Annotated in this window: 19 protein-coding genes, 2 tRNA genes and 1 rRNA gene; 6 read left to right on the top strand and 16 right to left on the bottom strand. The window is 66.8% G+C overall.

What is annotated here, in order from left to right; genetic code table 11:
- Positions 1–253 precede the first annotated feature (253 nt).
- The 10 genes from ACFIMZ_RS20790 to phnS all read right to left on the bottom strand — a co-directional run bounded on the left by ACFIMZ_RS20790 (position 254) and on the right by phnS (position 9,834).
- Positions 254–329 (bottom strand) — tRNA-Ala (locus ACFIMZ_RS20790).
- Positions 330–368: 39 nt separating this feature from the next.
- A tRNA-Ile gene (locus ACFIMZ_RS20785) sits at positions 369–445 on the bottom strand.
- A gap of 63 nt (positions 446–508) precedes the next feature.
- Positions 509–2,041 (bottom strand): 16S ribosomal RNA (locus ACFIMZ_RS20780).
- A gap of 507 nt (positions 2,042–2,548) precedes the next feature.
- Positions 2,549–3,100 carry a phosphonate degradation HD-domain oxygenase gene (locus ACFIMZ_RS20775; RefSeq protein ID WP_431824218.1) on the bottom strand — a complete coding sequence of 184 codons (552 nt, stop codon included), beginning with the start codon at positions 3,098–3,100 and terminating at the stop codon, positions 2,549–2,551.
- Positions 3,101–3,104: 4 nt separating this feature from the next.
- Positions 3,105–4,559 (bottom strand): phosphonoacetaldehyde dehydrogenase, encoded by a 1,455-nt coding sequence (phnY, locus tag ACFIMZ_RS20770; protein WP_431824217.1) that lies wholly within the window; start codon positions 4,557–4,559, stop codon positions 3,105–3,107.
- Positions 4,556–5,863: a phosphonoacetate hydrolase gene (gene phnA, locus ACFIMZ_RS20765; RefSeq protein WP_431824216.1), complete on the bottom strand. Its 1,308-nt coding sequence runs from the start codon at positions 5,861–5,863 to the stop codon at positions 4,556–4,558. The genes phnY and phnA overlap by 4 nt, the downstream gene beginning before the upstream one ends.
- A complete protein-coding gene (gene phnV / locus ACFIMZ_RS20760) occupies positions 5,860–6,720 on the bottom strand; it encodes a 2-aminoethylphosphonate ABC transport system, membrane component PhnV (RefSeq protein ID WP_431824215.1) in 861 nt (286 codons plus the stop codon). Before phnV ends, phnA begins: the two co-directional genes overlap by 4 nt.
- Positions 6,710–7,633 carry a 2-aminoethylphosphonate ABC transporter permease subunit gene (locus ACFIMZ_RS20755; RefSeq protein ID WP_431824214.1) on the bottom strand — a complete coding sequence of 308 codons (924 nt, stop codon included), beginning with the start codon at positions 7,631–7,633 and terminating at the stop codon, positions 6,710–6,712. Before ACFIMZ_RS20755 ends, phnV begins: the two co-directional genes overlap by 11 nt.
- Positions 7,611–8,714, bottom strand: coding sequence for a 2-aminoethylphosphonate ABC transport system ATP-binding subunit PhnT (phnT, locus tag ACFIMZ_RS20750; protein ID WP_431824213.1), 1,104 nt, complete (start codon positions 8,712–8,714; stop codon positions 7,611–7,613). The genes ACFIMZ_RS20755 and phnT overlap by 23 nt, the downstream gene beginning before the upstream one ends.
- 28 nt (positions 8,715–8,742) lie before the next feature.
- Entirely contained in the window at positions 8,743–9,834 is a 1,092-nt protein-coding gene (phnS, locus tag ACFIMZ_RS20745; RefSeq protein WP_431824212.1) for a 2-aminoethylphosphonate ABC transporter substrate-binding protein, read from the bottom strand.
- A 267-nt stretch (positions 9,835–10,101) separates the two neighbouring features.
- Here phnS and ACFIMZ_RS20740 point away from each other — a divergent pair, with 267 nt between their 5' ends.
- Positions 10,102–11,220, top strand: coding sequence for a 2-aminoethylphosphonate--pyruvate transaminase (locus ACFIMZ_RS20740; RefSeq protein WP_431824211.1), 1,119 nt, complete (start codon positions 10,102–10,104; stop codon positions 11,218–11,220).
- Between the two features lie 64 nt (positions 11,221–11,284).
- Here ACFIMZ_RS20740 and ACFIMZ_RS20735 read toward each other — a convergent pair whose 3' ends face one another.
- From ACFIMZ_RS20735 to aroQ, 3 genes are read right to left on the bottom strand one after another with little or no spacing between them, the layout of a single operon-like run.
- Positions 11,285–12,625: an MFS transporter gene (locus ACFIMZ_RS20735; protein ID WP_431824210.1), complete on the bottom strand. Its 1,341-nt coding sequence runs from the start codon at positions 12,623–12,625 to the stop codon at positions 11,285–11,287.
- Positions 12,626–12,666: 41 nt separating this feature from the next.
- Positions 12,667–13,521, bottom strand: a complete 855-nt coding sequence (locus ACFIMZ_RS20730; RefSeq protein WP_431824209.1) for a shikimate dehydrogenase — start codon at positions 13,519–13,521, stop codon at positions 12,667–12,669.
- On the bottom strand, positions 13,518–13,973 hold the full coding sequence (gene aroQ / locus ACFIMZ_RS20725; protein WP_431824208.1) for a type II 3-dehydroquinate dehydratase: 456 nt from the start codon (positions 13,971–13,973) through the stop codon (positions 13,518–13,520). The genes ACFIMZ_RS20730 and aroQ overlap by 4 nt, the downstream gene beginning before the upstream one ends.
- Before the next feature lie 254 nt (positions 13,974–14,227).
- Between aroQ and ACFIMZ_RS20720 the strand changes: the two genes are divergently transcribed.
- Entirely contained in the window at positions 14,228–16,120 is a 1,893-nt protein-coding gene (locus ACFIMZ_RS20720) for a bifunctional sugar phosphate isomerase/epimerase/4-hydroxyphenylpyruvate dioxygenase family protein (protein WP_431824207.1), read from the top strand.
- A gap of 274 nt (positions 16,121–16,394) precedes the next feature.
- Positions 16,395–16,661 carry a hypothetical protein gene (locus ACFIMZ_RS20715; RefSeq protein ID WP_431824206.1) on the top strand — a complete coding sequence of 89 codons (267 nt, stop codon included), beginning with the start codon at positions 16,395–16,397 and terminating at the stop codon, positions 16,659–16,661.
- A gap of 54 nt (positions 16,662–16,715) precedes the next feature.
- Here the strand turns inward: ACFIMZ_RS20715 and ACFIMZ_RS20710 are convergent, their stop codons facing one another.
- The gene (locus ACFIMZ_RS20710; protein WP_431824205.1) at positions 16,716–17,504 is read right to left on the bottom strand and encodes a DUF899 domain-containing protein; all 789 of its coding nucleotides are present in this window, start codon (positions 17,502–17,504) and stop codon (positions 16,716–16,718) included.
- A gap of 115 nt (positions 17,505–17,619) precedes the next feature.
- Positions 17,620–18,414, bottom strand: a complete 795-nt coding sequence (locus ACFIMZ_RS20705; RefSeq protein ID WP_431824204.1) for a helix-turn-helix domain-containing protein — start codon at positions 18,412–18,414, stop codon at positions 17,620–17,622.
- A gap of 161 nt (positions 18,415–18,575) precedes the next feature.
- On the opposite strand from ACFIMZ_RS20705, the gene ACFIMZ_RS20700 reads away from it, so the two are divergent.
- From ACFIMZ_RS20700 to ACFIMZ_RS20690, 3 genes are all read left to right on the top strand, one after another.
- Positions 18,576–18,842 carry a hypothetical protein gene (locus tag ACFIMZ_RS20700; RefSeq protein ID WP_431824203.1) on the top strand — a complete coding sequence of 89 codons (267 nt, stop codon included), beginning with the start codon at positions 18,576–18,578 and terminating at the stop codon, positions 18,840–18,842.
- A gap of 2 nt (positions 18,843–18,844) precedes the next feature.
- The gene (locus tag ACFIMZ_RS20695) at positions 18,845–19,981 is read left to right on the top strand and encodes a branched-chain amino acid ABC transporter substrate-binding protein (RefSeq protein WP_431824202.1); all 1,137 of its coding nucleotides are present in this window, start codon (positions 18,845–18,847) and stop codon (positions 19,979–19,981) included.
- A gap of 282 nt (positions 19,982–20,263) precedes the next feature.
- Positions 20,264–21,556 carry an MFS transporter gene (locus ACFIMZ_RS20690; protein ID WP_431824201.1) on the top strand — a complete coding sequence of 431 codons (1,293 nt, stop codon included), beginning with the start codon at positions 20,264–20,266 and terminating at the stop codon, positions 21,554–21,556.
- 101 nt (positions 21,557–21,657) lie between these two features.
- Here the strand turns inward: ACFIMZ_RS20690 and ACFIMZ_RS20685 are convergent, their stop codons facing one another.
- Positions 21,658–23,178 (bottom strand): efflux transporter outer membrane subunit, encoded by a 1,521-nt coding sequence (locus ACFIMZ_RS20685; RefSeq protein ID WP_431824200.1) that lies wholly within the window; start codon positions 23,176–23,178, stop codon positions 21,658–21,660.
- Positions 23,179–23,217 lie beyond the last annotated feature (39 nt).

Genomic DNA, 23,217 nt, shown 5'->3' with positions numbered 1-23,217 from the left:
AGGTTGAGTTCTCGCGTTGTGCCGTATTCCAATTGAGCCGAACATGAAGTTCGAATCATCTTGAGATACATCGATACAATCACAACCCGGATAGTTTTCACGTCCATCTCAAAGACGCTTCCGCTATCCAAATTACTTACTTCTTCCAGATTGTTAAAGAACGACAGCCGATATGGTGTTACTCATATCACTCTGACTGGCTCAATCGCCAATGACAAGGATTCGACCACGTCGAACGCTTGTCATTGAAGATTGGTGGAGGCAGACGGGATCGAACCGACGACCCCCTGCTTGCAAAGCAGGTGCTCTCCCAGCTGAGCTATGCCCCCATGTACAGAGACTTCCTCAGGTGTGTTCCGCCAGACAATTGGTGGGTCTGGTTGGATTCGAACCAACGACCCCCGCCTTATCAAGACGGTGCTCTAACCGACTGAGCTACAGACCCCTGAGTCTGTCTTGATTTACAGCCGATAAGCGTGAGCGCTCAACTTGTGCGAGATAGCTCTAGAAAGGAGGTGATCCAGCCGCACCTTCCGATACGGCTACCTTGTTACGACTTCACCCCAGTCATGAATCCTACCGTGGTGACCGTCCTCCTTGCGGTTAGACTAGCCACTTCTGGTAAAACCCACTCCCATGGTGTGACGGGCGGTGTGTACAAGACCCGGGAACGTATTCACCGCGGCATGCTGATCCGCGATTACTAGCGATTCCAGCTTCATGCACTCGAGTTGCAGAGTGCAATCCGGACTACGATCGGTTTTCTGGGATTAGCTCCCCCTCGCGGGTTGGCGACCCTCTGTTCCGACCATTGTATGACGTGTGAAGCCCTACCCATAAGGGCCATGAGGACTTGACGTCATCCCCACCTTCCTCCGGTTTGTCACCGGCAGTCTCCTTAGAGTGCTCTTGCGTAGCAACTAAGGACAAGGGTTGCGCTCGTTGCGGGACTTAACCCAACATCTCACGACACGAGCTGACGACAGCCATGCAGCACCTGTGCGCCGGTTCTCTTTCGAGCACTCCCGAATCTCTTCAGGATTCCGACCATGTCAAGGGTAGGTAAGGTTTTTCGCGTTGCATCGAATTAATCCACATCATCCACCGCTTGTGCGGGTCCCCGTCAATTCCTTTGAGTTTTAATCTTGCGACCGTACTCCCCAGGCGGTCAACTTCACGCGTTAGCTACGTTACTAAGGAAATGAATCCCCAACAACTAGTTGACATCGTTTAGGGCGTGGACTACCAGGGTATCTAATCCTGTTTGCTCCCCACGCTTTCGTGCATGAGCGTCAGTATTGGCCCAGGGGGCTGCCTTCGCCATCGGTATTCCTCCACATCTCTACGCATTTCACTGCTACACGTGGAATTCTACCCCCCTCTGCCATACTCTAGCCTGCCAGTCACCAATGCAGTTCCCAGGTTGAGCCCGGGGATTTCACATCGGTCTTAGCAAACCGCCTGCGCACGCTTTACGCCCAGTAATTCCGATTAACGCTCGCACCCTACGTATTACCGCGGCTGCTGGCACGTAGTTAGCCGGTGCTTATTCTTCCGGTACCGTCATCCCCCCGCCATATTAGGGCAGAGGATTTCTTTCCGGACAAAAGTGCTTTACAACCCGAAGGCCTTCTTCACACACGCGGCATTGCTGGATCAGGGTTTCCCCCATTGTCCAAAATTCCCCACTGCTGCCTCCCGTAGGAGTCTGGGCCGTGTCTCAGTCCCAGTGTGGCTGGTCGTCCTCTCAGACCAGCTACTGATCGTCGCCTTGGTAGGCCTTTACCCCACCAACTAGCTAATCAGCCATCGGCCAACCCTATAGCGCGAGGTCCGAAGATCCCCCGCTTTCATCCGTAGATCGTATGCGGTATTAATCCGGCTTTCGCCGGGCTATCCCCCACTACAGGACATGTTCCGATGTATTACTCACCCGTTCGCCACTCGCCACCAGGTGCAAGCACCCGTGCTGCCGTTCGACTTGCATGTGTAAGGCATGCCGCCAGCGTTCAATCTGAGCCAGGATCAAACTCTTCAGTTCAAACCTGTTACTGTTTTCGGTTCCGTAGAACCGGTCGCTCACTCAAAGCTGACAGGAATATGAATTGCTTCATAAACCTGACTTACTTTAGTGTGAGACTCTTGATACTTTTGCTAATCCGATCTGAAGATCGGCTCGCGGTCATCAAGCGCCCACACTTATCGGCTGTTAATTTTTAAAGAGCATTTCTGCGAGAAGCACTTCGTCTTTCTCAGCAGCGCTGCGTTGTCAGCAGCAGAGAAACGAGATTATGAACACTGTTTCGCAGTTCGTCAACAACTTTTTTTACTACATCGTTGCGACTGCGGGGTTCATCTTCCTTCGCTGGCCGAGTGTCCCAACAGGACTCCAACCAGCTCCGTTTCCCCCTTCCGCGCCGCGTTGCCGTGAGCGCGAAAGAGGCGTGATTCTAGGCACCTCTCGCATTCTGCGCAAGGGGTTTCGCAAAAAAATTTAAGGCCCCGCACGCTGCCGCGTGCGGGGCCTTAAATAGTGGCTGTCAACCCGTCAGGCCGCGCGCGCCTGGCGCGCGACGATCTCCATATAGTGATCGAGATCCGGCGTCGCCTTCCCTTCCACCTTCGCCGTATCGTCCCAGCGGCGCAGCCGCAGCGCGTCCTCCGCGAACGGGCGCTGCAGGAACGCCGCAGCTTCCTCCTCGCTGAAGATCCCGCCCTGCAGTGCGAGGCTGCGCACCGAGTCCGGCGACAGGCTCTCGAAGTAGCCGGCGTCCGTCCGGCACAAGCAGCGCTTGGCATCGACGTGCAGCCGGATCGGCTCGAGCACCGCGTCCGACAACAGCGGCCGCAGGAACGGCAATACGTAATATTGATGGAGATCGTCGATGCCGCGCGCGCTCGGCGTCTCCCCCTGACGGTTCAGCAGATGTCCGAGGTCGTGCAGGAACGCCGCCGCGACCAGCGCGTCGTCCGCGCCCGCCTCCTCCGCCAGCAGGCCGCTCTGCAACGCATGCTCGAGCTGCGTGACCGGCTCCCCGCTATAGGCCACATGGCCATGCTCGCGATACAGGCCGCGAATCTCTTCAAGCGTCAACGCCATTCCGTCATCCCCACGGCAACGAGAAGGTCTTCAGGTTCGTGAAGCTCTTCATCGCCTCCTGCACCCCTTCCTTGTAACCCAATCCCGAATCCTTGATCCCGCCGAACGGCGTCAGCTCGATCCGGTAGCCCGGCACCTCCCAGACGTTCACGGTGCCGACGTTCAATTCGTTCACGAACCGCACGACCGCTTCCGTGCTGTCGGTGCAGACGCCCGACGACAACCCGAACGCCGTGCCGTTGCTGATCCGGATCGCGTCGTCGATCGTGTCGAACGCGATGACCGGCGACACCGGGCCAAACGTCTCCTCGCGCACCAGCGCCATCGCCGGATCGACGCGATCGAGCACGGTCGGCGCATACAGCGCGCCGCGGCGGACATTCCCGGTCAGCAGTCGCGCCCCCTTGGCGACCGCCTCATTGACGCGCGCCTCGAACAGGCGCGCCGCCGCTTCGTCGATCACCGTGCCCATCTCGTTCGCCGGATCGAACGGGTCGCCGTACGACCACGCGCGCGTCTTCTCCACCAGTCGCTCGGTGAACGCCGGCGCGACCGAACGCTGAACCAGGATGCGCTTGACCGCCGTGCAGCGCTGGCCGGAATTCCGGTACGAACCCTGCACCGCGAGCGACGCGGCGCGGTCGAGATCGGCGTCGCCGAGGACGATCAGCGGATCGTTGCCGCCCAGCTCGAGCACGACGCGCCGGTAACCGGCCTTCGCGGCAATCGCCTTGCCGATCGCCACGCCGCCGGTAAACGTGATCAGCGACGCGTGCGGGTGCGTCACCAGTTCGTCCGCGATCTCCCGCGGATCGCCGGTCACGACCTGCAGCATCGGCTCGGGCAGTCCGGCCTCATGGAGCAGATCCGCCAGATAGAACGCCGACAGCGGCACCTTCTCGGACGGCTTCACGATCACGCGGTTGTTGGTCGCGATCGCCGGCGCGATCTTGTGCGCAACCTGGTTCATCGGATGATTGAACGGCGTGATCGCGACGATCACCCCGTCGAGCGGCTGGCGCTGCGAAAACACCCGGCGCGCCTTGCCATGAGGCGTCAGGTCGCACGAGAAGCTCTGCGCGTCGTCGCGCAGCACCTCGACCGACGCGAACTTCAGCACGTCCGCGACGCGGCCGATCTCGTAGCGCGAATCCTGCTTCGACAGACCGGATTCGAGCGTGATCAGGTCCGACGCCTCCTCGGTGCGCTCGCGCAGCAGCGCGGCCGCCCGTTCGAGGATCTGCGAACGCTCGTAGCGCGTGAGCACCGGCCGGTAAGCCATCGCGTAATCGAATGCGGCGCGCACGTCGTCGACGCTCGCGAGCGGCGCCGTGCCGACGCGCATGCCGGTATAGGGATCGGTGACATCGAAGGTCCGCTCGCGCGCCGCGCGGACGCCGCACCAGCGCAGTGCCTCGGCACGGAACGCCGGATGGTCCTGCCGAACAGGGGAAGTCATGATGCGATCCGGTTCAGCGCGAAATCGAACACGTCGAAATTCCGCGGACGACGCGCGGGATCGTCGCGCTCGATGCGACGGTTGAACAACAGCGGCACTTCCTGCTCCGACACGCCGCCATGCGAGCGCAGCGGCACGGTCAGCCCGGACAGGTCGTGTTCGCGCTCGCGCGTGCCGAGCGTCATGTCGCGCCGGGCGATCACGACCAGATCGCCGATCCGGTCCACCGGCAGTTCGAAGCGCGCCGCGGCTTCCGCGTTGTCGAGCACGAGTTCGACGCCGTCGAGCCCGCCGATGCGCCACATCGCGTCCGCCCGGTCGACGCCCGCCGCCAGATACACGGTCGCGAACGAGCCGAGCGCGCCATGATGCACGACGTACGGATCGGTGATCGGCAGGATCACCCGCGCAGCCTGCGCGCCGAACCAGCCGTCGAGCGCATCCTGCAGATAGACGACGTTCGGCCGGCCCGTCGCCGGATCGTGCTTCGCGTTCATCCCGTGGTCGGCGGTCAGCCCGATCACCCAGCCGAGCGCGTCGAGCTGCGCCAGATAGCGGTCCATCATCGCGTAGAACGCATTCGCGCCGGCACTGCCGGGCGCACACTTGTGCTGGACGTAGTCGGTGGTCGACAGGTACATCAGGTCGACCTGACGCGTCTGCGCGAGCCGCACGCCCGCCGCGAACACGAATTCCGACAGCGCCGCGCTATAGACGTCCGGCGATGGCAGGCCGACCCAGTCGAGCACGTCGACGATGCCGTTTTCCGCGAGATTCGCCTGCGCCGCCTTCTCCGCGGAGAAGCAGATGCCGCGCATCCGCCAGCCGAGCAGGCGGCGCAGCTTGTCCTTCGCGGTCACGACCGCCACCCGCGCGCCGGCGTCGGACGCCGCGGCGAGCAGCGTGCCGGCCCGCAGGTACGCGGGGTCGTTCATCATCACCTCGGCGCCGCGGCCGCCGTTCGCGTCCGGGTCCCAGAAGTAGTTGCCGCAGATTCCGTGCACCGACGGCGGCGCGCCGCAGACGATCGACAGGTTGTTCGGGTTGGTGAAGGTCGGCACGACGCAATCGGCGCGCCACGCGGTGCCTTCCGCGAACATCCTGCCGATGAACGGCGCGACGCCCGCCTCCACCGCGCGCTCGAGATAGTCGTACTCGCAGCCGTCGACGCACACGACGACGGTCGGCACGGCCGGCAGCCGGTAGCGGCGGCCGTTGACGTCGACGGACTGGTCCGGCAGGCTCGTCGACGTCCCGGCGGCCGGCGCGTCGCCGGGCAGCCGCATCGCAAACGCGGCGTTCATGACGTCACCCGCTTGCCGCCCGGCACGCGGGCGGCAATCAGCAGCAGCGCCGCGAGCGACGCGCCGAGCATCATCAGCGACAGTGCCGACGCAGGCAGGTAATAGCCGCGCTCCACCTGGCCGATCACGACGATCGGCACGGTGGCGAAGCCGGGCGGATAGACCGTCAGCGTCGCGCCGAGCTCGCCGAGCGACAGCGCGAAGCCGAGCGCGAGGCTCGCGCGCAGCGCGGGCACGAGCTGCGGCAGCAGCACGCGCCGCAGCACCATCGCGGGCGGCGCGCCGAGGCTCGCCGCGGCCTCGCGCAGCACCGTCAGCTCCGGGCGCAGCGCCGCCGCCGCGCAGCGATAGCAGAACGGCAAAATCAGCGCGAGCTGCACGAGCACGACGATCGCGGCCGAACTCGACAGATCGACCGGCTTCTGGTGATAGGCGATCAGCACCGCGAGCCCGAGCACGACGCTCGGCACGCCGTTGGGCACCATCACGAGCGCATCGACGAGCGCGCCGATCCCGCGCCGGTCGCGCCCTTCGAGCGCGAGCGCGAGCCACAGGCCGAGGGCCGTGCCGATCACGGCGACCCCGAAGCCGATCTCGAGGCTCGTCGCGAGCGCGCCATATTCCTGCGAACCGAGCTGCTCGAACCAGCGCAGGCTGTAGCCGGCCGGCAGGATCGTGCCGGACCAGCGGCTCGACACGCTCGACAGCGCGACGACGATCACCGGCAGCACGAACAGCCAGAAGCACGCAAATGCGGCGAGCGCCAGCGCGACGCGCGACGCATGCTTGAGCAGCGCGTCGCTCCAGCCCGGTTCATGGCGCGGCACGGCCTGCCCGATACGATATTCAGCGGACATCGCGCGTCCCTCCCGTTGCACGCCGGTTCACCCGGCGATAGATCGCATACAGCGCCAGCGACAGCGCGAGCATCGCGACCGCGCCCGCCGACGCGGTCGGCAGGTCGAGGTCGACGGTCGCACTGCTGTAGATCGCGACCGGCAGCGTGACGAGCCTCGCGCTGCCGAGCACGAGCAGGATCCCGAATTCGTTCAGCGTCAGCAGGAAGCACAGCACGGTGCCGGCCGCGATCCCGGGCCACGCGATCGGCAGCACGACCCGCCGCGCGAGCATCCAGCCCGACGCGCCGAGGCTGCGCGCCGCTTCGATCAGGCGCAGGTCGAGCGTCGCGAACGACGCGAGCGTCGGCCGCACGACGAACGGCGTGTAGAACACGGTCTGCGCGAGGATCACGCCGCCGAAGCCGAACAGGAAATCGAGCGGCGGCTGGTCGAGATGGAGCGCCTGCTGCAGCGCGATGCTGACCGAGCCCTGCGAGCCGTACAGGAAGATCAGCGTGAACGCGACGAGAAACGAAGGAAACGCGACGTACAGCTCGAGGAAGCGCGTGACGAGCGACGCGCCCGGAAACGGCCGGAAGAACAGCAGCGCGGCCAGCAGCACGCCGAGCACGGATGCGGCGCCGGCGCTCGCGAACAGCACGCCGAGCGTCGTCAGCAGCACGTTGCGCGTGTCGGGATTGCCGAAGAAGTTCCGGTACGCGGCGAAGCTCAGCCCGTGCTCGCCGGTCAGGCTCAGCAGCACGAGCCGCACGAGCGGATAGACGACGAGCGGGCCGAGCACGACGACCGCGAGCAGGATCAGGTGCCAGTCGCCGGCACGCTTGCGGCGCTTCGCGGCGGCGGCATGGGCGGCGGCCGACGCGAGCGCCTTTGGCGACAGCGCGACGTCAGGGCTCGATAAGGACGACATCGTCTGCCTCGCAATGCAGGGAAACACGCGCGCCGCGCTCGGGCGCCGCGCCGCGGCCGCGCTGCATCGCCACGCGCACCGGCTCTTCCGGCGCCGCGTCGACCACGACCGCGATCGACAGCTCCGCGCCTTGCCATTCGACCGACGCGACCGTGCCGTGCAGCCCGCCCGCCGCGAGCGGCCTGACGGTCAGCTGCTCCGGACGCACGCACGCGACCTTGTCGCGCACCTCGTGGCGCGGATCGCCGAGCGGGAAGATCACGCGCGGCGGCAGCAGGTTCGCCGGGCCCAGATAGCGCGCGACGTAGCCGTTGCTCGGCGTGTCGTACAGCTGCTGCGGCGTGCCGAGCTGCGCGACGTGGCCGTCGCGCATCAGCAGCGCGCGGTCGGACAGCACCAGCGCGTCGTCGCGGTCGTGCGTCACGCACACGACGGTCAGGTTCGGCAGGCGCTCGTGCAGCGCCTTCAGTTCGCTGCGCACCGACGCGCGCAGGTTCGCGTCGAGCGCGGACAGCGGCTCGTCGAGCAGCAGCACGTCGGGCTCGATCACGAGCGCGCGGGCGAGCGCGACGCGCTGCTGCATCCCGCCCGACAGTTGCGCCGGCAGGTGGTGGCCGGCGTCGCCGAGCTGGACGAGCTTCAGTGCGTCGGCAACACGGCGCGTCACCTCGGCCGACGACATCCGTCGCGCGCGCAGGCCAAATGCGACGTTCTCGAACACCGACAGGTGCGGGAACAGCGCGTAGTTCTGGAACAGCAGACCGAGGTTGCGCTTGTGCGGCGGCGCATAGGTCAGGTCGCGCCCGGCGACGGTCAGCGTGCCGGTCAGGCCGTCGGCCTTCACGAACCCGGCGATGAAGCGCAGCAGCGTGGTCTTGCCGCAGCCGCTCTTGCCGAGCACGGTCAGAAATTCGCCGGCGCCGATCGACAGCGTCAGATCGTCCAGCACCGTGCGCGCGCCGTAGCGCACGCTCAGGTGCTCGATCTGAACGCCGCCCGGCGCGCCGGACCGCAGCGTTGCATGCGGTTCGGCAGCGCCGAATGCGCCGGGATGGGTCATGGCGGTATCCACCGGTTTCATCCTTTCAATTGCAGGCGGCGTGCGCCGATCACTTCGGCTTGACGACTTCGGTCTGCTTGCCCGAGCTGCCGACCACGTCCTTCTTCCAGCGCTCCAGCCACACCGGCTTCTTCGCCATCACCTGGGTCCAGTCGACCGGGATCAGCTTCACGCCCGCGATCGCGCGCTTGACCGCCTCGCCGTTCTTGCCGGCGAGCGGCACGTCGGTGCGGCCCGGGATGCCGTACATGTCCGGCACCTTCGACTGCACTTCCGTCGACATCAGGTAGTCGATCAGCTTCTTGCCCGCGTCCTTGTTCGGGCCGCTCTTGATCAGGCCGATGCCGTACGGGAGCTGGAACGTCGTCGGCTGGTCGCCGTCCTTCGCCGCAAGGAAGATCGGCTTGATCGACAGGCCGCCGTGCTCGGCATCGTCGAGATCCATCTGCAGGTCGCCGTTCGCGAAGCTGATCTCGTTGCGCGACAGCAGCACGTTCAGGTAGCCCGTGCCCTTGGTGTGGAACTTCACGCTCTGCGACAGCTTCGCGAGATAGTCGAACGCCTTGTCCTCGCCCATCAGCGTGGTCGTCAGGATCAGCACCGCCATCCCGTCGCCGGCCGTGGCCGGGTTCGAGTACGCGACCTTGCCCGCGTAGTTCGGCGACAGCAGGTCGGCGAACGTCTTCGGTTGCTGCTTGACGACTTCGGGGTTGATCGCGAACGAGAAATAGTTGTTCACGAACGTCGCCCACGTGCCGTCTTCCGCCTTCGCGATCGCCGGCACGTTCTTGTAGTTGACGCTCTGGTACGGCTGCAGCAGGCCCATCTGGCCGGCTTGCTGGATGAACGGCGGCAGCGTGACGATCACGTCGGCCTTCGGGGAATTCTTCTCGATGTTCGCTCGGTTGACCACTTCGCCGCTGCCCGCCGTGACGATGCTGACCTTCACGCCTTCCTTCTTCTCGAAGGCCGGCAGCACGTCGCGGTAGAGGTTCTCGAGGCCGTCCGCCGTATACAGCACGACCGCGTTCGCCGCGTGCGCCGGCAGCGCGGCGCCTTGCAGCAGACCGGCGGCGCAGGCGGCCAGCGCGAGCTTGCGGAACGCGCCGGCAGCGGCGCGCGAGGAATTCTGCTGTGTCATCTCACTTCTCCGTAGACGGAACACCAAACGGCCGGGCACGACCGGCTCATGTAATAGGGGGCGAACCGCCAGCGGGCCCGCCTCGTCGCCGCCCGACCGGTGCTGGACCGATGCGGTTTCGTGCGGCAAGCGAAGGATCACAGCGTTCGATGACAACCCCGTGACGACCACCCAAAATTCCAAAAAATGACACAATTTGCCACTAAGATGGCCGTCACCTGGAAACGCCACCCGGTGTTTCATCCGACCCTTGCTGGAGAAAAATCCATGTCCGCCACCGCCCCGATCCTGCTCACCCCCGGCCCGCTCACGACTTCCGCCGCGACGCGCGACGCGATGCAGCGCGACTGGGGCTCGTGGGATACCGCGTTCAACCACCTGACCGAGAGCGTGTGCGCCGACCTCGTCGACATCGCCCACGGCAGCGCCGAATACGTGTGCGTGCCGATGCAGGGCAGCGGCACGTTCGCGGTCGAAGCCGCGCTCGGCACGCTGGTGCCGCGCGACGGCGTCGTGCTGGTGCCGGACAACGGCGCGTATTGCGCACGCATCCTGAAGATCCTCGGCCGGCTCGGGATCGAGGCGATCGCGCTGCCGTTCGGCGAGGCGTCCGCGGCCGATCCCGCGGCGATCGAGGCGGCGTTCGCGCGCGACCCGCGCATCACCCATGTCGCGCTGGTGCATCTCGAGACCAGCGCCGGCATCCTGAATCCGCTCGACGAGATCGCCGCGTGCTGCCGGCGGCACGGCAAGCGGCTGATCGTCGATGCGATGAGCTCGTTCGGCGCGCTGCCGATCACGCTCGACGGCAGCGGCATCGACGCGCTGGTCTCGGCCAGCGGCAAATGCCTGGAAGGCGTGCCGGGGATGGGGTTCGTGATCGTGCGGCGCGATGCGCTGGAAGCGTGCGAAGGCCGCTCGCCGTCGCTCGCGCTCGACCTGCACGACCAGTACGCGTACCTGCGCAAGACCGGCCAGTGGCGCTTCACGCCGCCGACGCACGTGGTCGCCGCGCTGCGCGTGGCGCTCGACCAGTTTCTCGCCGAAGGCGGCCAGCCCGCGCGCGGCGCGCGCTATGCGTCGAACTGCCGGACGCTGGTCGACGCGATGCATGTGCTCGGCTTCGAGCCGTTCCTCGACGCGCGCGTGCAGGCGCCGGTGATCGTGACGTTCCATGCGCCGGACGATCCGGCATACGACTTCAAGCGCTTCTACGACGCGGTGCGCGACGCCGGCTTCATCCTCTATCCGGGCAAGCTCACGCAGCTGGAAACGTTCCGCGTCGGCTGCATCGGCGCGATCGACGCCGACGACGTCCGGCGCGCGGTCACGGCAATCGCGCACGCGATCGAAGCGCTCGGCATCTCGCTGCGCCGCGCGTCATGAACGAAAAAAAGGGCCCGGCGGTTTGCTCCCGCCGGGCCCGAGGTCCTGCTGCCGCGAGTCTGCGTTACAGCACGATCCGCTTGATATCGCCGACGACGAAGATGTACGACGCCGCGCCGATCAGCGCGATCACGCCGATGAACACCAGCGCGCCGACGAACGAGCCGGTCGACGCGACGATGAAGCCGACGACGAGCGGCGTGATGATGCCGGCGAGGTTCGCCGCGAAGTTGAAGATGCCGCCCGTCACGCCGAGCAGGCCGTCCGGCGCGATGTCGGACACGAGCGTCCAGCCGAGCGCGGCCATCCCCTGCGCGAAGAACGCGACCGACATGATCGCGATCACGGCTTCGTTGCTCTGCACGTAGTTCGCGAGAATGATCGTCGACGCAAGCAGCAGGCCCGCGATGATCGGCAGCTTGCGCGCGAGGTTCGCGGACTTGCCGCGGCGCAGCAGCCAGTCGGAGAAGATCCCGCCGAACATCACGCCGACCGACGCGGCGATGAACGGCATCACCGCGAAGAAGCCGATCTTCAGCCAGCCCATGTGGCGCTCGGTCGCGAGATAGGTCGGGAACCAGGTCAGGAAGAACACGAGCGTCGAGTTGCCCGCGAACTGGCCGAGGCAGATGCCCGCGAGCTGGCGCTTCTTCAGCAGCTGGCCGGCCATGCGCCAGCTGAATTTCGCCTGCTCGGGCCGGTCGTCCTTCTTCGCGCCGTGCGCGAGGCCGCCGCCCGCTTCGATGTACTCGATCTCCTCCTTGTTCGCGCCCGGATGGTTGTGCGGCTCGTGATAGAGCTTCCACCAGGCGAGACCGAACGCGATGCCGACGCCGCCGACGACCCAGAACAGCGAGCGCCAGCCGAACGCGCCCATCAGCGCGAACAGCACCGGGCTGAAGAACGCGAGGCCGATGTACTCGCCGACCGTGTAGGTGCCGGTCGCCATCGCGCGCTCGTTCTGCGGGAACCACGTCGCGACCACCCGGCTGTTGGTCGGGAAGCAAGGCGCTTCCGTGATGCCGAGGCCGAGGCGGCAGGCGAGCAGCGTCGCGACGCCGGGCACGAAGCCCTGCAGCAGCGTGCACAGCGACCACAGCGTCATCGACCAGTAATAGGTGATCTTGCTGCCGAAGCGGTCGAGAAAGAGGCCGCCCGGCACCTGCATCGCGACATAGGTCCACGAGAACGCGGAGAACATGATGCCCATCACCGCCGCGTTGATGCCGAGCTCCTTGGTGAGCTGCGGCGCAGCCACCCCCAGCACGGTGCGGTCGAGGTAGTTGATCATCGTGCCGATCGCGAGCAGCGCGAGAATCTTGTAGCGCGCCGACGTGCGCCGGACCGCGCCGGCCGCCTGCGCCGGCCGGACCGGCGCATGGTTCGTGTGGGTGGTGTGCTGCATGGTCGTCTCCTGGTCTCGTCTTTCTCTGAATCTATCGAGGGTCAGCGCGCAACGAGCGCCTGAAAATGGTCGAACATCCGCTCGGCGTCGGGCGTGCGTCCGGTGAATATCTCGAACGCGTCGACGGCCTGGTAGACCGCCATCCCGCCGCCCGGCAGCGTCGCGCAGCCCGCCGCGCGCGCCGCCCGGATCAGCTCCGTCTCGAGCGGGAAGTACACGATGTCGGCAACCCACATCCCCGCGTGCAGCAGCGCGGCCGGCAGCGGCAGGCCCGGATGCTTCGCCATGCCGGTCGGCGTCGCGTGGATCAGGCCGGTCGCGGCGCGCACCGCGCTCGCGACGTCGTCGCCCTGCGTCACTTTCGCAGCCGGGAAGCGCTGCCGCAGTTCGTCGGCGAGCGCGCGGGCGCGCGACGCGTCGACGTCGAAGATCGCCAGTTCGGCCGCACCCATCTGCAGCGCCGCGTGCGCGACGGCAGCCCCGGCGCCGCCCGCGCCGAGCTGGACGACACGTTCGAGCGACGCGCCGGGCAGCCCGCGCCGGAACGACTTCGCGAAGCCCGACCAGTCGGTGTTGTGGCCGATCCGCTTGCCGTCCTTGAACAGCACGGTGTTGACCGCGCCGAGCGCACGCGCGTCGTCGGACAGCGCGTCGAGGTGCTCGATCACGCGCTGCTTGCACGGGTGCGTGATGTTCAGGCCCGTGTAGCCCATCTGCTCGGCAGCCGCGAGCAGTTGCGGCAGCGCGTCGGCGGTCAGGCCGAGCACGTCGAGATCGATGCGCCGGTAGACATAGCCGAATCCCTGGCGGAATCCTTCTTCCTCATGCATCGCGGGCGACAGCGAACCGCCGATGCCCTGGCCGATCAGGCCGATCAGAAAGGACGGGCGGCTCATCGCGCGACTCCTTGCGAAAGAATGGTGGACATGCGCTGCAGCGCAAACACGTAGCCTTCGGTGCCGCAGCCGCAGATCACGGCTTCGGCGACCGCCGACACGTAAGAGTGGTGGCGGAACGGCTCGCGGCGGTGCACGTTCGAGATGTGGACCTCGATCACCGGCTTCGCGATCGCCGACAGCGCATCGGCCAGCGCGACCGACGTGTGCGTGTATGCGGCCGGGTTGATCACGACGCCATCCGTGTCGTGGCGCGCCGCGTGCAGCCAGTCGATCAGCTGGTGCTCGGCGTTCGACTGGCGGAAATCGATCTCCAGCCCGAGCGCATCCGCCGCGGCGCGGCAGCGCTGCTCGACGTCGGCGAGCGTTTCCGCGCCGTAGATGTGGGGTTCACGCGTCCCCAACAGGTTCAGGTTCGGGCCGTTCAGCACCAGGACCTTGCGCTTGCTCATGTCAGTTGCTCCGAAAACGGGGGCTCATTGCTACGCGACTTCGCCCCTTCACGTCAAGATTCGACGCTAGTGTGCGCTTGCGAAAGCGCAAAGTCTTTTCGGGTTTTCGCTAATTTGTACCACCTAGTTAGTTTGTATAATTCACTCCATCAGCCTAGTAAATTCGGGATATGGCGCGTTCCCAGGACTCCACGACTGGTTCATTCAGGGTCGAGTCCAGCCGGTGCCGTCCCGCCCATCCGCAGGATTCGCCCATGCAGCGCTCGATCGCCACCGTGTCCCTGTCCGGCACGCTCGCCGAGAAGCTCGCCGCCATCCAGGCCGCGGGTTTCGACGGCGTCGAAATCTTCGAGAACGACCTCGTCTACTTCGACGGCTCGCCCGCCGACGTGCGGAACATGGCCGCCGATCTCGGCCTCGACATCGTGCTGTTCCAGCCGTTTCGCGATTTCGAGGGCGTGAGCCCCGCGCAGCTCGCGCGCAACCTCGACCGCATCAAGCGCAAGTTCGACGTGATGCACGCGCTCGGCACCGACCGCATCCTCGTCTGCAGCAACGTGTCGCCCGATACGATCGCGAACGACGCGCTGCTCGTCGACCAGCTCGGCGCGCTCGCCGAGGCCGCACGGCAGGCGGGCGTCGTCGCCGCCTACGAAGCGCTCGCGTGGGGGCGGGTCGTGAAAACCTACGGCCACGCGTGGCGGCTCGTGAACGCGGTGGACAGCCCGCATCTCGGGCTCGCGCTCGACAGCTTCCACACGCTGTCGCTCGACGATTCGCCGGACGCGATCGCCGACATCCCCGGCGACCGGATCGCGTTCGTGCAGATCGCCGACGCGCCGAAGCTCGTGATGGACGTGATCGAATGGAGCCGCCACTTCCGCTCGTTCCCCGGCCAGGGCGACTTCGACCTCGCGCGCTTCACCGCGCGCGTGATCGAGGCCGGCTATACGGGGCCGCTGTCGCTCGAGATCTTCAACGACGGCTTCCGCGCGGCGCCGACCGCGCTCACGGCCGCCGACGGCCACCGCTCGCTGCTCTATCTGGAAGAGCAGACGCGCGCGCGGCTGGCACGGGAAGGCCGCGCGCCGGGCGCCGGCCAGCCGCTGTTCATGCCGCCCGCGCCGCCCGCGCACGTCGGGTTCCAGTTCATCGAATTCGCGGTCGATGCGCAGGCCGCGGCCAACGTCGGCGAGTGGCTGGGCAAGATGCGCTTCCGGCTTGCCGGGCGCCACCGCTCGAAGGACGTGACGCTGTTCCAGCACGGCGCCGCGTCGATCGTGCTGAACGCGGAGCGCGATTCGTTCGCCGACGCGTTCTTCCAGCAGCACGGGCTGTCGCTGTGCGCGTCGGCGTTCCGCGTCGACGACGCGAAGGTCGCGTTCGAACGCGCGGCGGGCTTCGGCTATGCGCCGTTTTCCGGGCGCGTCGGCCCGAACGAGCGCGTGCTGCCGAGCGTGAAGGCGCCGGACGGCAGCCTCGAATACTTCGTCGACGAGACGCCGGACGCGCCGACGCTCTATGAATCCGATTTCGTGCTGACCGACATCGACGGCCCGAGCGAGGTCGGCCCGCTGACCGGCATCGACCATGTATGCCTCGCGCTGCCGGGCGACGCGCTTGACACCTGGATCCTGTTCTTCAGGACGGCGTTCGGCTTCGAGGCCGAGCGCAGCTGGCTCGTGCCCGATCCGTACGGGCTGATGCGCAGCCGCGCGGTGCGCAGCGCGGACGGCTCGGTGCGGATCGCACTGAACGCGTCGGTCGATCGCCACACCGCGGTCGCCGAATCGCTGGACCGCTACCACGGCACCGGGCTGAACCATGTCGCGTTCCGCACCGACGACATCGTGAAGACGGTCGCCGAATTCGCGGCCGACGGCGTGCCGTTCCTGCGCATCCCGCGCAACTACTACGACGACCTCGCCGCGCGCTACGCGTTGCGGGACGACGTCATCGACACGCTGAGCGCCCATCACCTGCTGTACGACCGCGACGACAGCGGCGGCGAATTCCTGCATGCGTATACGGAACTGGTCGACAACCGCTTCTCGCTCGAGATCGTCGAGCGGCGCGGCGGGTACGACGGCTACGGCGCGGCGAACGCGGCCGTTCGCCTGGCGGCGCAGGCGCAGCGAAGAAAATAAGGGGCAGGGAAAAACCGGGTGCGACGAAAGGTCATCGCCTATTTGTCTGGCGAATCGGCCACGCATGCACTACGCTGGCGCTTGTGCCATCGGATGCCCGTCTGAAGCGGCTTGCGCCGATCCGGTTCGCAAAGCCGCCACCGTGCCGTTACATGCTGTAACCACCGGCTCGCCGTGGCTGGTCGACGACCGGCGCGTTTTAAGAATCGTTTAAGTCTTCGACGGCACCATCCGCAACCATATCCGAAGAATCCGTCGAATCAGGAGGACAGCGATGAGCGCCGTAGATGCACCCGCGGGCCGCCCGGCCGCGCCCCCCGCCAAACCCAGGACGATGCTGCGCCGCCTGCTCAGCCATCACGAAATCGCGACGCTGCTCGTGCTGCTGCACGCACCGATCGGCGCCAACGCGAAACCCGAACTGCCTGCGCTGCAGGAAGCCGGCCTCGTCGAAATGGTCAAGCTCGATGCCGATGCGCAGCCAAGCTTCCGCCTGACCGAAAACGGCACGGCCGTGCTGAAAGGTCTCGGCTACCGCTGAGCCGGCAGGCGGCAGCCCGCCGCCGTTCCTGTCGACGCTCGCTACCGCGCCGCACTAGCTGCCGCGCTTCCGAAAGGCCGCCTCTCCCGCGTCGGATACCTCGACCCACTTCGGGTCGGGCGCGGCGTCAGGCACGTAACTGTCGTGCCAATTCCACCATTTGTACGGCCGGCTCTGCGGGTACCCCTCCGGCGAATCCTCCCATGCCTCCTGACGCCCGAGCGCCGTCATGTCGAGGTAGCTCCACGTGGTGCCCATCGCCTCGTCGCCGCGACTGTTGATGAAATACGTGCGGAACACGCGCTCGCCGTCGCGGATGAATGCGTTGTGGCCGTGCCATTCGTCCACGCCGAAGTCGGCGTCGAAACTGTCGGTGATCGTGTACCACGGAATATTCCATCCCATCCTGGCTTTCAGGCGCGTGATGTCGGCCTGCGGCGCGCGTGACGCGAACACGAGGGTGGTGTCGCGGGCGTTCAGGTGAGCGAGGTGGCCAACGTGGTCGGCCACCATCGAACAGCCGATGCACGCATGCTCCGGCCAGCCGTGCACGCCGGGCTCGAAGAACGCGCGGTACACGATCAGCTGGCGGCGGCCGTGGAACAGGTCGAGCAGGCTCGCCTTGCCGTCAGGTCCGTCGAATGCGTAACTTTTTTCCACGGCAACCCAGGGCATCCGCCGTCGCTCGGCAGCCAGTGCGTCGCGGGCGCGGGTCAGTTCCTTTTCCTTGACGAGCAGCCGCTCGCGCGCGGCCGCCCACTCTTGCGGCGACACGATCGGCGGCGTCCTCGTCGCGGGCCGCCCTTCCGTCTGTCCGTCGTCCGGTGATGCGTTCGTGGTCATTGCTGCCTCCGGGTCGGAGCGATCGCTCGCTGTGGGTCATGAGACAGTTTTAGTCGCCGGTCATCGAATGGTGGGAGTGACAAATGTGGCGAGATTCACTTTCCGGGCGTTCGGGTCACCCCGCCCGATCCTGCAGCATCATCCGGTATTCCGTCGGCGTCACGCCGACCGTCGCCTTGAACTGGCGCGTGAACGCGCTGTGATCGGTGTACCCGCATAGCGCCGCGACGTCGGTCACCTTGTCGTGCGTGACCAGCAGCGCGGTCGCGGCGTCGAGCCGCGTCTTCAGCAGCACCTGGCGCGGCGTCAGGTGGAACACCTTGTGGAAGTAGCGCTCGAGCTGCGCGACCGACATCCCGGCCATCTGCGCGAGCTGCCTCAGGTTCAGCGGCTGCACGTAGTGATCCTGGATGTACTGGACCACGTCCGCGAGCTTGCTGTAGGCCGGATGCGAACCTTCGTGCGCCTTCAGGTCGCGCGAGATGCCCGCGAGGCCGACCACCTTGCCGGCCGCGTCGCGCAGCGGCTCCTTGCAGGTCAGGCACCAGCCCGGCTGGCGGCCGGGGTACAGGTGCAGCTCGAGCTGGTCCATCAGCTGGTGGCCGGCGGTGATCGTCGCCATGTCCTGCTCGAAGTAGCTGCGCCCGAAGCGGCGCGGGAACACTTCGTCAGTGGTCTTGCCGAGCAGGTCGCGCTTGTCCTTGTAGCCGCAACGCATCGCCAGCGTGCGGTTGACGAGCGCGTAGCGGCCGTTCGCATCCTTCACGAAGAACGCGACGTCGGGCAGCGCGTCGAAGACCGGCTCGAGCAGCCGGAAGTGCGCGAGCATCGCGTCGAAGTCGGCGTTGTCGGGCTGGTAGCGCAAGGTATCGGACAGGCTCATGGACGGTACGGCAAGCAAGGTCGTCATCCCGGCATCCGCTAGGCGAGTGGCTGATGGCGTCGATTATAGGAGCGCGCCCCACGTGCGGCGCGCCGGGCGAACGAGCCCGCGCGCGCAGTCGTGCGCGCCCGAATCCGCCATCCTAAAAACGCCGCCGCGCCGCGTCTTGGCGCGATTGCGCATGTGAAATGACGATTTCGGCATACATCAGGGTTATCGACGATATGCCGAAATCGTCGCCGGCCGCGCTCGGAACGCGCAAGACGCGCGCATTTTCGCTATCTAGACTTCGCTTCACGGTCACGAGACGCCACACGGCCCTGCCGGCGTGCGACCCGCATGACGTGCCGCGATCGCCGCTCGACGCGCCGATTTCAGCACAGCGTCTCGCCCGGTTCACCGGCGGCCGGCCCACGTTCCGGCGCCGGCCCAACCACGCCATCAAGGGGAAGTGAAAGTGAAGCTGAAGGTATCGCACGTCGCGCTGGCCACCGCCTGCGCACTGTCGGGCGCCCACGCCATCGCCGCCGACGTCGTCAGGATCGGTTTCGCCGCGCCGCTGACCGGCCCGCAATCGAACTACGGCACGGACATGCAGAAAGGCGTGCAGCTCGCGATCGCCGATTTCAACGCGACGCATCCGACGATCGGCGGCAAGCCGGTCACATTCCAGCTCGATTCGCAGGACGACCAGGCCGACCCGCGCACCGGCACGACCGTCGCGCAGCGCCTGATCGACGACAACGTGCGCGGCATCATCGGCCACTTCAACTCGGGCACCAGCATCCCGGCGTCCGACCTGTACGATCGCGCGGGGCTGCCGCAGATCTCGATGGCGACCTCGCCGCAATACACCGCGCGCGGCTACAAGACCACCTACCGGCTGCTGACGAGCGACGCGCAGGCGGGCCGCATCGTCGGCACCTACGCGGTGAAGACCCTGCACTTCACGCGCATCGCGATCATCGACGACCGCACCGCGTACGGCCAGGGCATCGCCGACGAATTCGCGAAGGCCGTGCAGGCGGCGGGCGGCACGATCATCAAGCGCGACTTCACGAACGACAAGGCGCTCGACTTCTCCGCGATCCTGACCAACCTGAAGGGGATGAATCCCGACGCGATCTTCTACGGCGGCGGTGACGCGCAGTCGTCGCCGATGATCCGCAAGATGCGCCAGCTCGGGATCAAGTCCGCGTTCGTGACGGGCGAGATGTCGCGCTCGCCGACCTTCCTGAAGGTGGGCGGCACGGCGGCGGAAGGCGCGATCGTCTACATGGGCGGGCTGCCGAAGGAGAAGATGCCCGGCTTCGCCGGCTACGCGGCACGCTACAAGGCGCGCTTCAACGAAGACGTGATCACCTACTCGCCCTACTCGTATGACGGGACGATCGCGCTGCTCACCGCGATGAAGGACGCCAATTCCACCGACCCGAAGGTCTACACGCCGTATCTCGGCAAGGTGACGGTCAAGGGCGTGTCGGCGGACCACATCGCCTATGACGCGAAAGGCGACCTGAAGGATGCGCCGGTGACGATCTACCGGGTCGAGGGCGGCGCGTTCAAGCCGGTCGACACGATCGCCGGCAACTGACGCCGCCCCGCCGCGCGCGGCGCGGCGGCGACCCGTTCGCCGGCCTGCGCCGCGCTCGCCGCCCGCTGCCGCCGGAAAGCCTCATGCCCGCCTTGCGCACGTTCGTGCTCCTGTAGAATCCTCCCACTCGCTTGACGCTCGTCCCCGCTGCGCCCCATCCCGGTGCAGCGGCGCGTGTTCCGTGCTCTATCCGGCGCTCAGCACACCTCGTCGACGATGCAGGCCGCGCCCTGGAGACGCGGCGCCGACAACAATTCATTCGAATAACCGATCGTCCTGACCATGCAAGCTTCCGAATTGAGCGGCGTCCCCCGCGCCGCCGAGCGCGCGCTGACGCGCAGCGACTACAAGACCCTCGGCCTCGCCGCGCTCGGCGGCGCGCTCGAGTTCTACGACTTCATCATCTTCGTGTTCTTCGCGCCCGCGATCGGGCAGCTGTTCTTCCCGCACGACATCCCCGATTGGCTGCGCGTGCTGCAGACCTACGGCATCTTCGCGGCCGGCTATCTCGCGCGTCCGCTCGGCGGCGTGATCATGGCGCACTTCGGCGATCTCGTCGGCCGCAAGCGGATGTTCACGCTGAGCGTGCTGATGATGTCGGTTCCGACGCTGCTGATGGGCCTCCTGCCGACCTACGACACGGTCGGCATCCTCGCGCCCGTGTTGCTGCTGCTGTTCCGCATCCTGCAGGGCGCGGCGGTCGGCGGCGAGGTGCCGGGCGCATGGGTGTTCGTGTCCGAGCACGTGCCGTCGCGCCACATCGGCTACGCGTGCGGCACGCTGACCGCGGGCCTCACGGCCGGCATCCTGCTCGGCTCGCTCGTCGCGGCCGGCATCAACCACCGCTACGCGCCCGCCGAGGTCACCGCGTTCGCGTGGCGCATCCCGTTCCTGCTCGGCGGCGTGTTCGGCCTGTTCTCCGTCTACCTGCGCCGCTGGCTGCACGAGACGCCGGTGTTCGCAGAAATGAAGGCGAAACAGGCGCTCGCGGCCGAGATCCCGCTGAAGGCCGTGCTGCGCGACCACGGCCGCGCGGTGATCGTGTCGATGCTGCTCACGTGGATGCTGTCCGCGGCGATCGTCGTCGTGATCCTGATGACGCCCGCGCTGCTGCAGAAGCAGTTCCACCTGTCGCCGGCCACGACGCTGTTCGCGAACAGCATCGCGACGCTGTGCCTGACCGCCGGCTGCATCACCGCGGGCTCGCTCGCCGGCTGGATCGGCGCGAAGCGCGTGCTCGGCCTCGGCGGCCTCGTGCTGGCCGCGTGCTATTACCTGCTGTTCGCTCAGGTCGCGGCCGACGCGTCGACGCTGCCGGTCTACTACGGGATCGCGGGCTTCGCGGTCGGCGCGATCGGCGCGGTGCCGTTCGTGATGGTGAAAAGCTTCCCGGCCGTCGTGCGTTTCTCGGGAATCTCGTTCTCCTACAACGTCGCCTATGCGATCTTCGGCGGCCTCACGCCGGTGATCGTGTCGCTGATGATGAAGTCGAATCCGCTCGCGCCGGTGGTGTACGTCGCGGCGATCTGCGTGCTCGGCGCGATCGCGGTGCAGTTCGCGAAGGACGCGGACTGAGCGCGGACGGCACGACACCTCGCGCGTGACAGGCAACGCCACGGTCGACAGTCCGTGGCGTTGTCGTTTGCGGGGCATCGCATGCGTCTGACCGGCAGCGCTCAGCCGTTCGCCGCAGCGGGCGACGTTGGCGCAGCCGCCTTGCCGTAGTCGACCGGCTGGTCGGCCGGACGCGGCGTCTCGCCGGCCCGCTCGATCCAGCCGCCGCCCAGCGCACGGTACAGGTCGACGAGGCTGGTCCAGCGCGCGAGCCGCGCGGTGATCAGCGTCTGCTGCGCCGAGTACAGGTCGGTCTGCGCGGTCAGCACCGACAGGTAGCTGTCCACGCCGTTCTTGTAGCGCAGGTCCGACAGGTCGTAGCGACGCTGCTGCGCATGCTCGTTGCGCTGCAACGCGGCGATCTGCTGGTCGTACGTGCCGCGCGCCGCAAGCCCGTCCGCCACTTCGCGGAACGCCGACTGGATCGCCTTCTCGTAGCTCGCGATCTCGATGCGCTTCTGCACGTGCGCGAGATCGAGATTGGCGAGATTCGCGCCGCCCTCGAAGATCGGCATCGCGATCTGCGGCGCGAACGACCACGCCGCGGTGCCGGCCTTGAACAGTCCGCCGAGCGTCGGGCTCGCGGTGCCGAACGCGCCCGTCAGCGAGATGCGCGGGAAGAACGCCGCGCGCGCCGCGCCGATGTTCGCGTTCGCCGCGAGCAGGTTCTGCTCGGCTTCCATGATGTCCGGGCGACGCGCGAGCAGATCCGACGGCAGCCCGGCCGGAATGTCGGTCAGGAAGTTCTGCGCGTCGAGCGGCATGCCCGGCGGCAGATCGTCCGGCAGCGGCTCGCCGACGAGCAGCACCAGCGCGTTCACCGCCTGCGCGCGCGCACGCGCCTGCGCCTGCTGGTTCGCGAGCGCCGTCTCGACCACGGTCTGCGCCTGGCGCAGGTCGAGCTCCGAGCCCGTGCCGTTGTCGAACTTCAGCTTCGTCAGGTCGTACGATGCCTGCGCGGTCGTCAGCGTCTCTTTCGTCACCTTCAGCAGGTCGTCGGTCGACAGCACCGTCAGGTACTGGTCCGCGACCTGCGACACCAGCAGGATCTCCGTCGCCTTGCGCGCCTGCGCGGTCGCGAGGTATTTCGCGAGCGCCTGGTCCTTCAGGCTCTGGAGCCGGCCGAACAGGTCGAGCTCCCATGACGCCTGCAGCCCGACGTTGTAGTTTCGCGTGATCAGCGGCGCGCCGGTCGTCGACACGCCGGCCGGGAAGCGCTGGATCGAGCCGGCGCCCGTCGCATCGAGCGTCGGCATCAGGTCCGCGCGCGTGATCTGGTACTGCGCGCGCGCGGCCGCGACGTTCAGCACCGCGACCCGCAGGTCGCGGTTGTTCTTCAGCGCGATCTCGATCAGCCGCTGCAGGCGCGGATCGACGAAGAACTCGCGCCAGCCGATGTCGGCCGCCGCCTGGCCGTTCGCGCTGCGCGCGCCGGCCTTCGCGGCCGGCTGCGTCGCGTAGACGCCACCGGACGGGAACGCCTGCGCGACAGGCGCATCCGGCCGCTGGTAATGCGGCGCCATCGTGCAGCCCGTGGCGAAGAGCGCGACCGCCGCGGCGGCCGCAACACGGATCCGATTCATGATTCTCCCGTTGCGCGCCGTCGCGGCGCGCGTTGTCGA

This window comes from Burkholderia sp. F1 (genome assembly GCF_050813845.1).
GTDB lineage: Bacteria > Pseudomonadota > Gammaproteobacteria > Burkholderiales > Burkholderiaceae > Burkholderia > Burkholderia ubonensis.
Note: the sequence above shows the minus strand (reverse complement) of the source record. Positions and strands in the feature narration are given on the sequence as shown.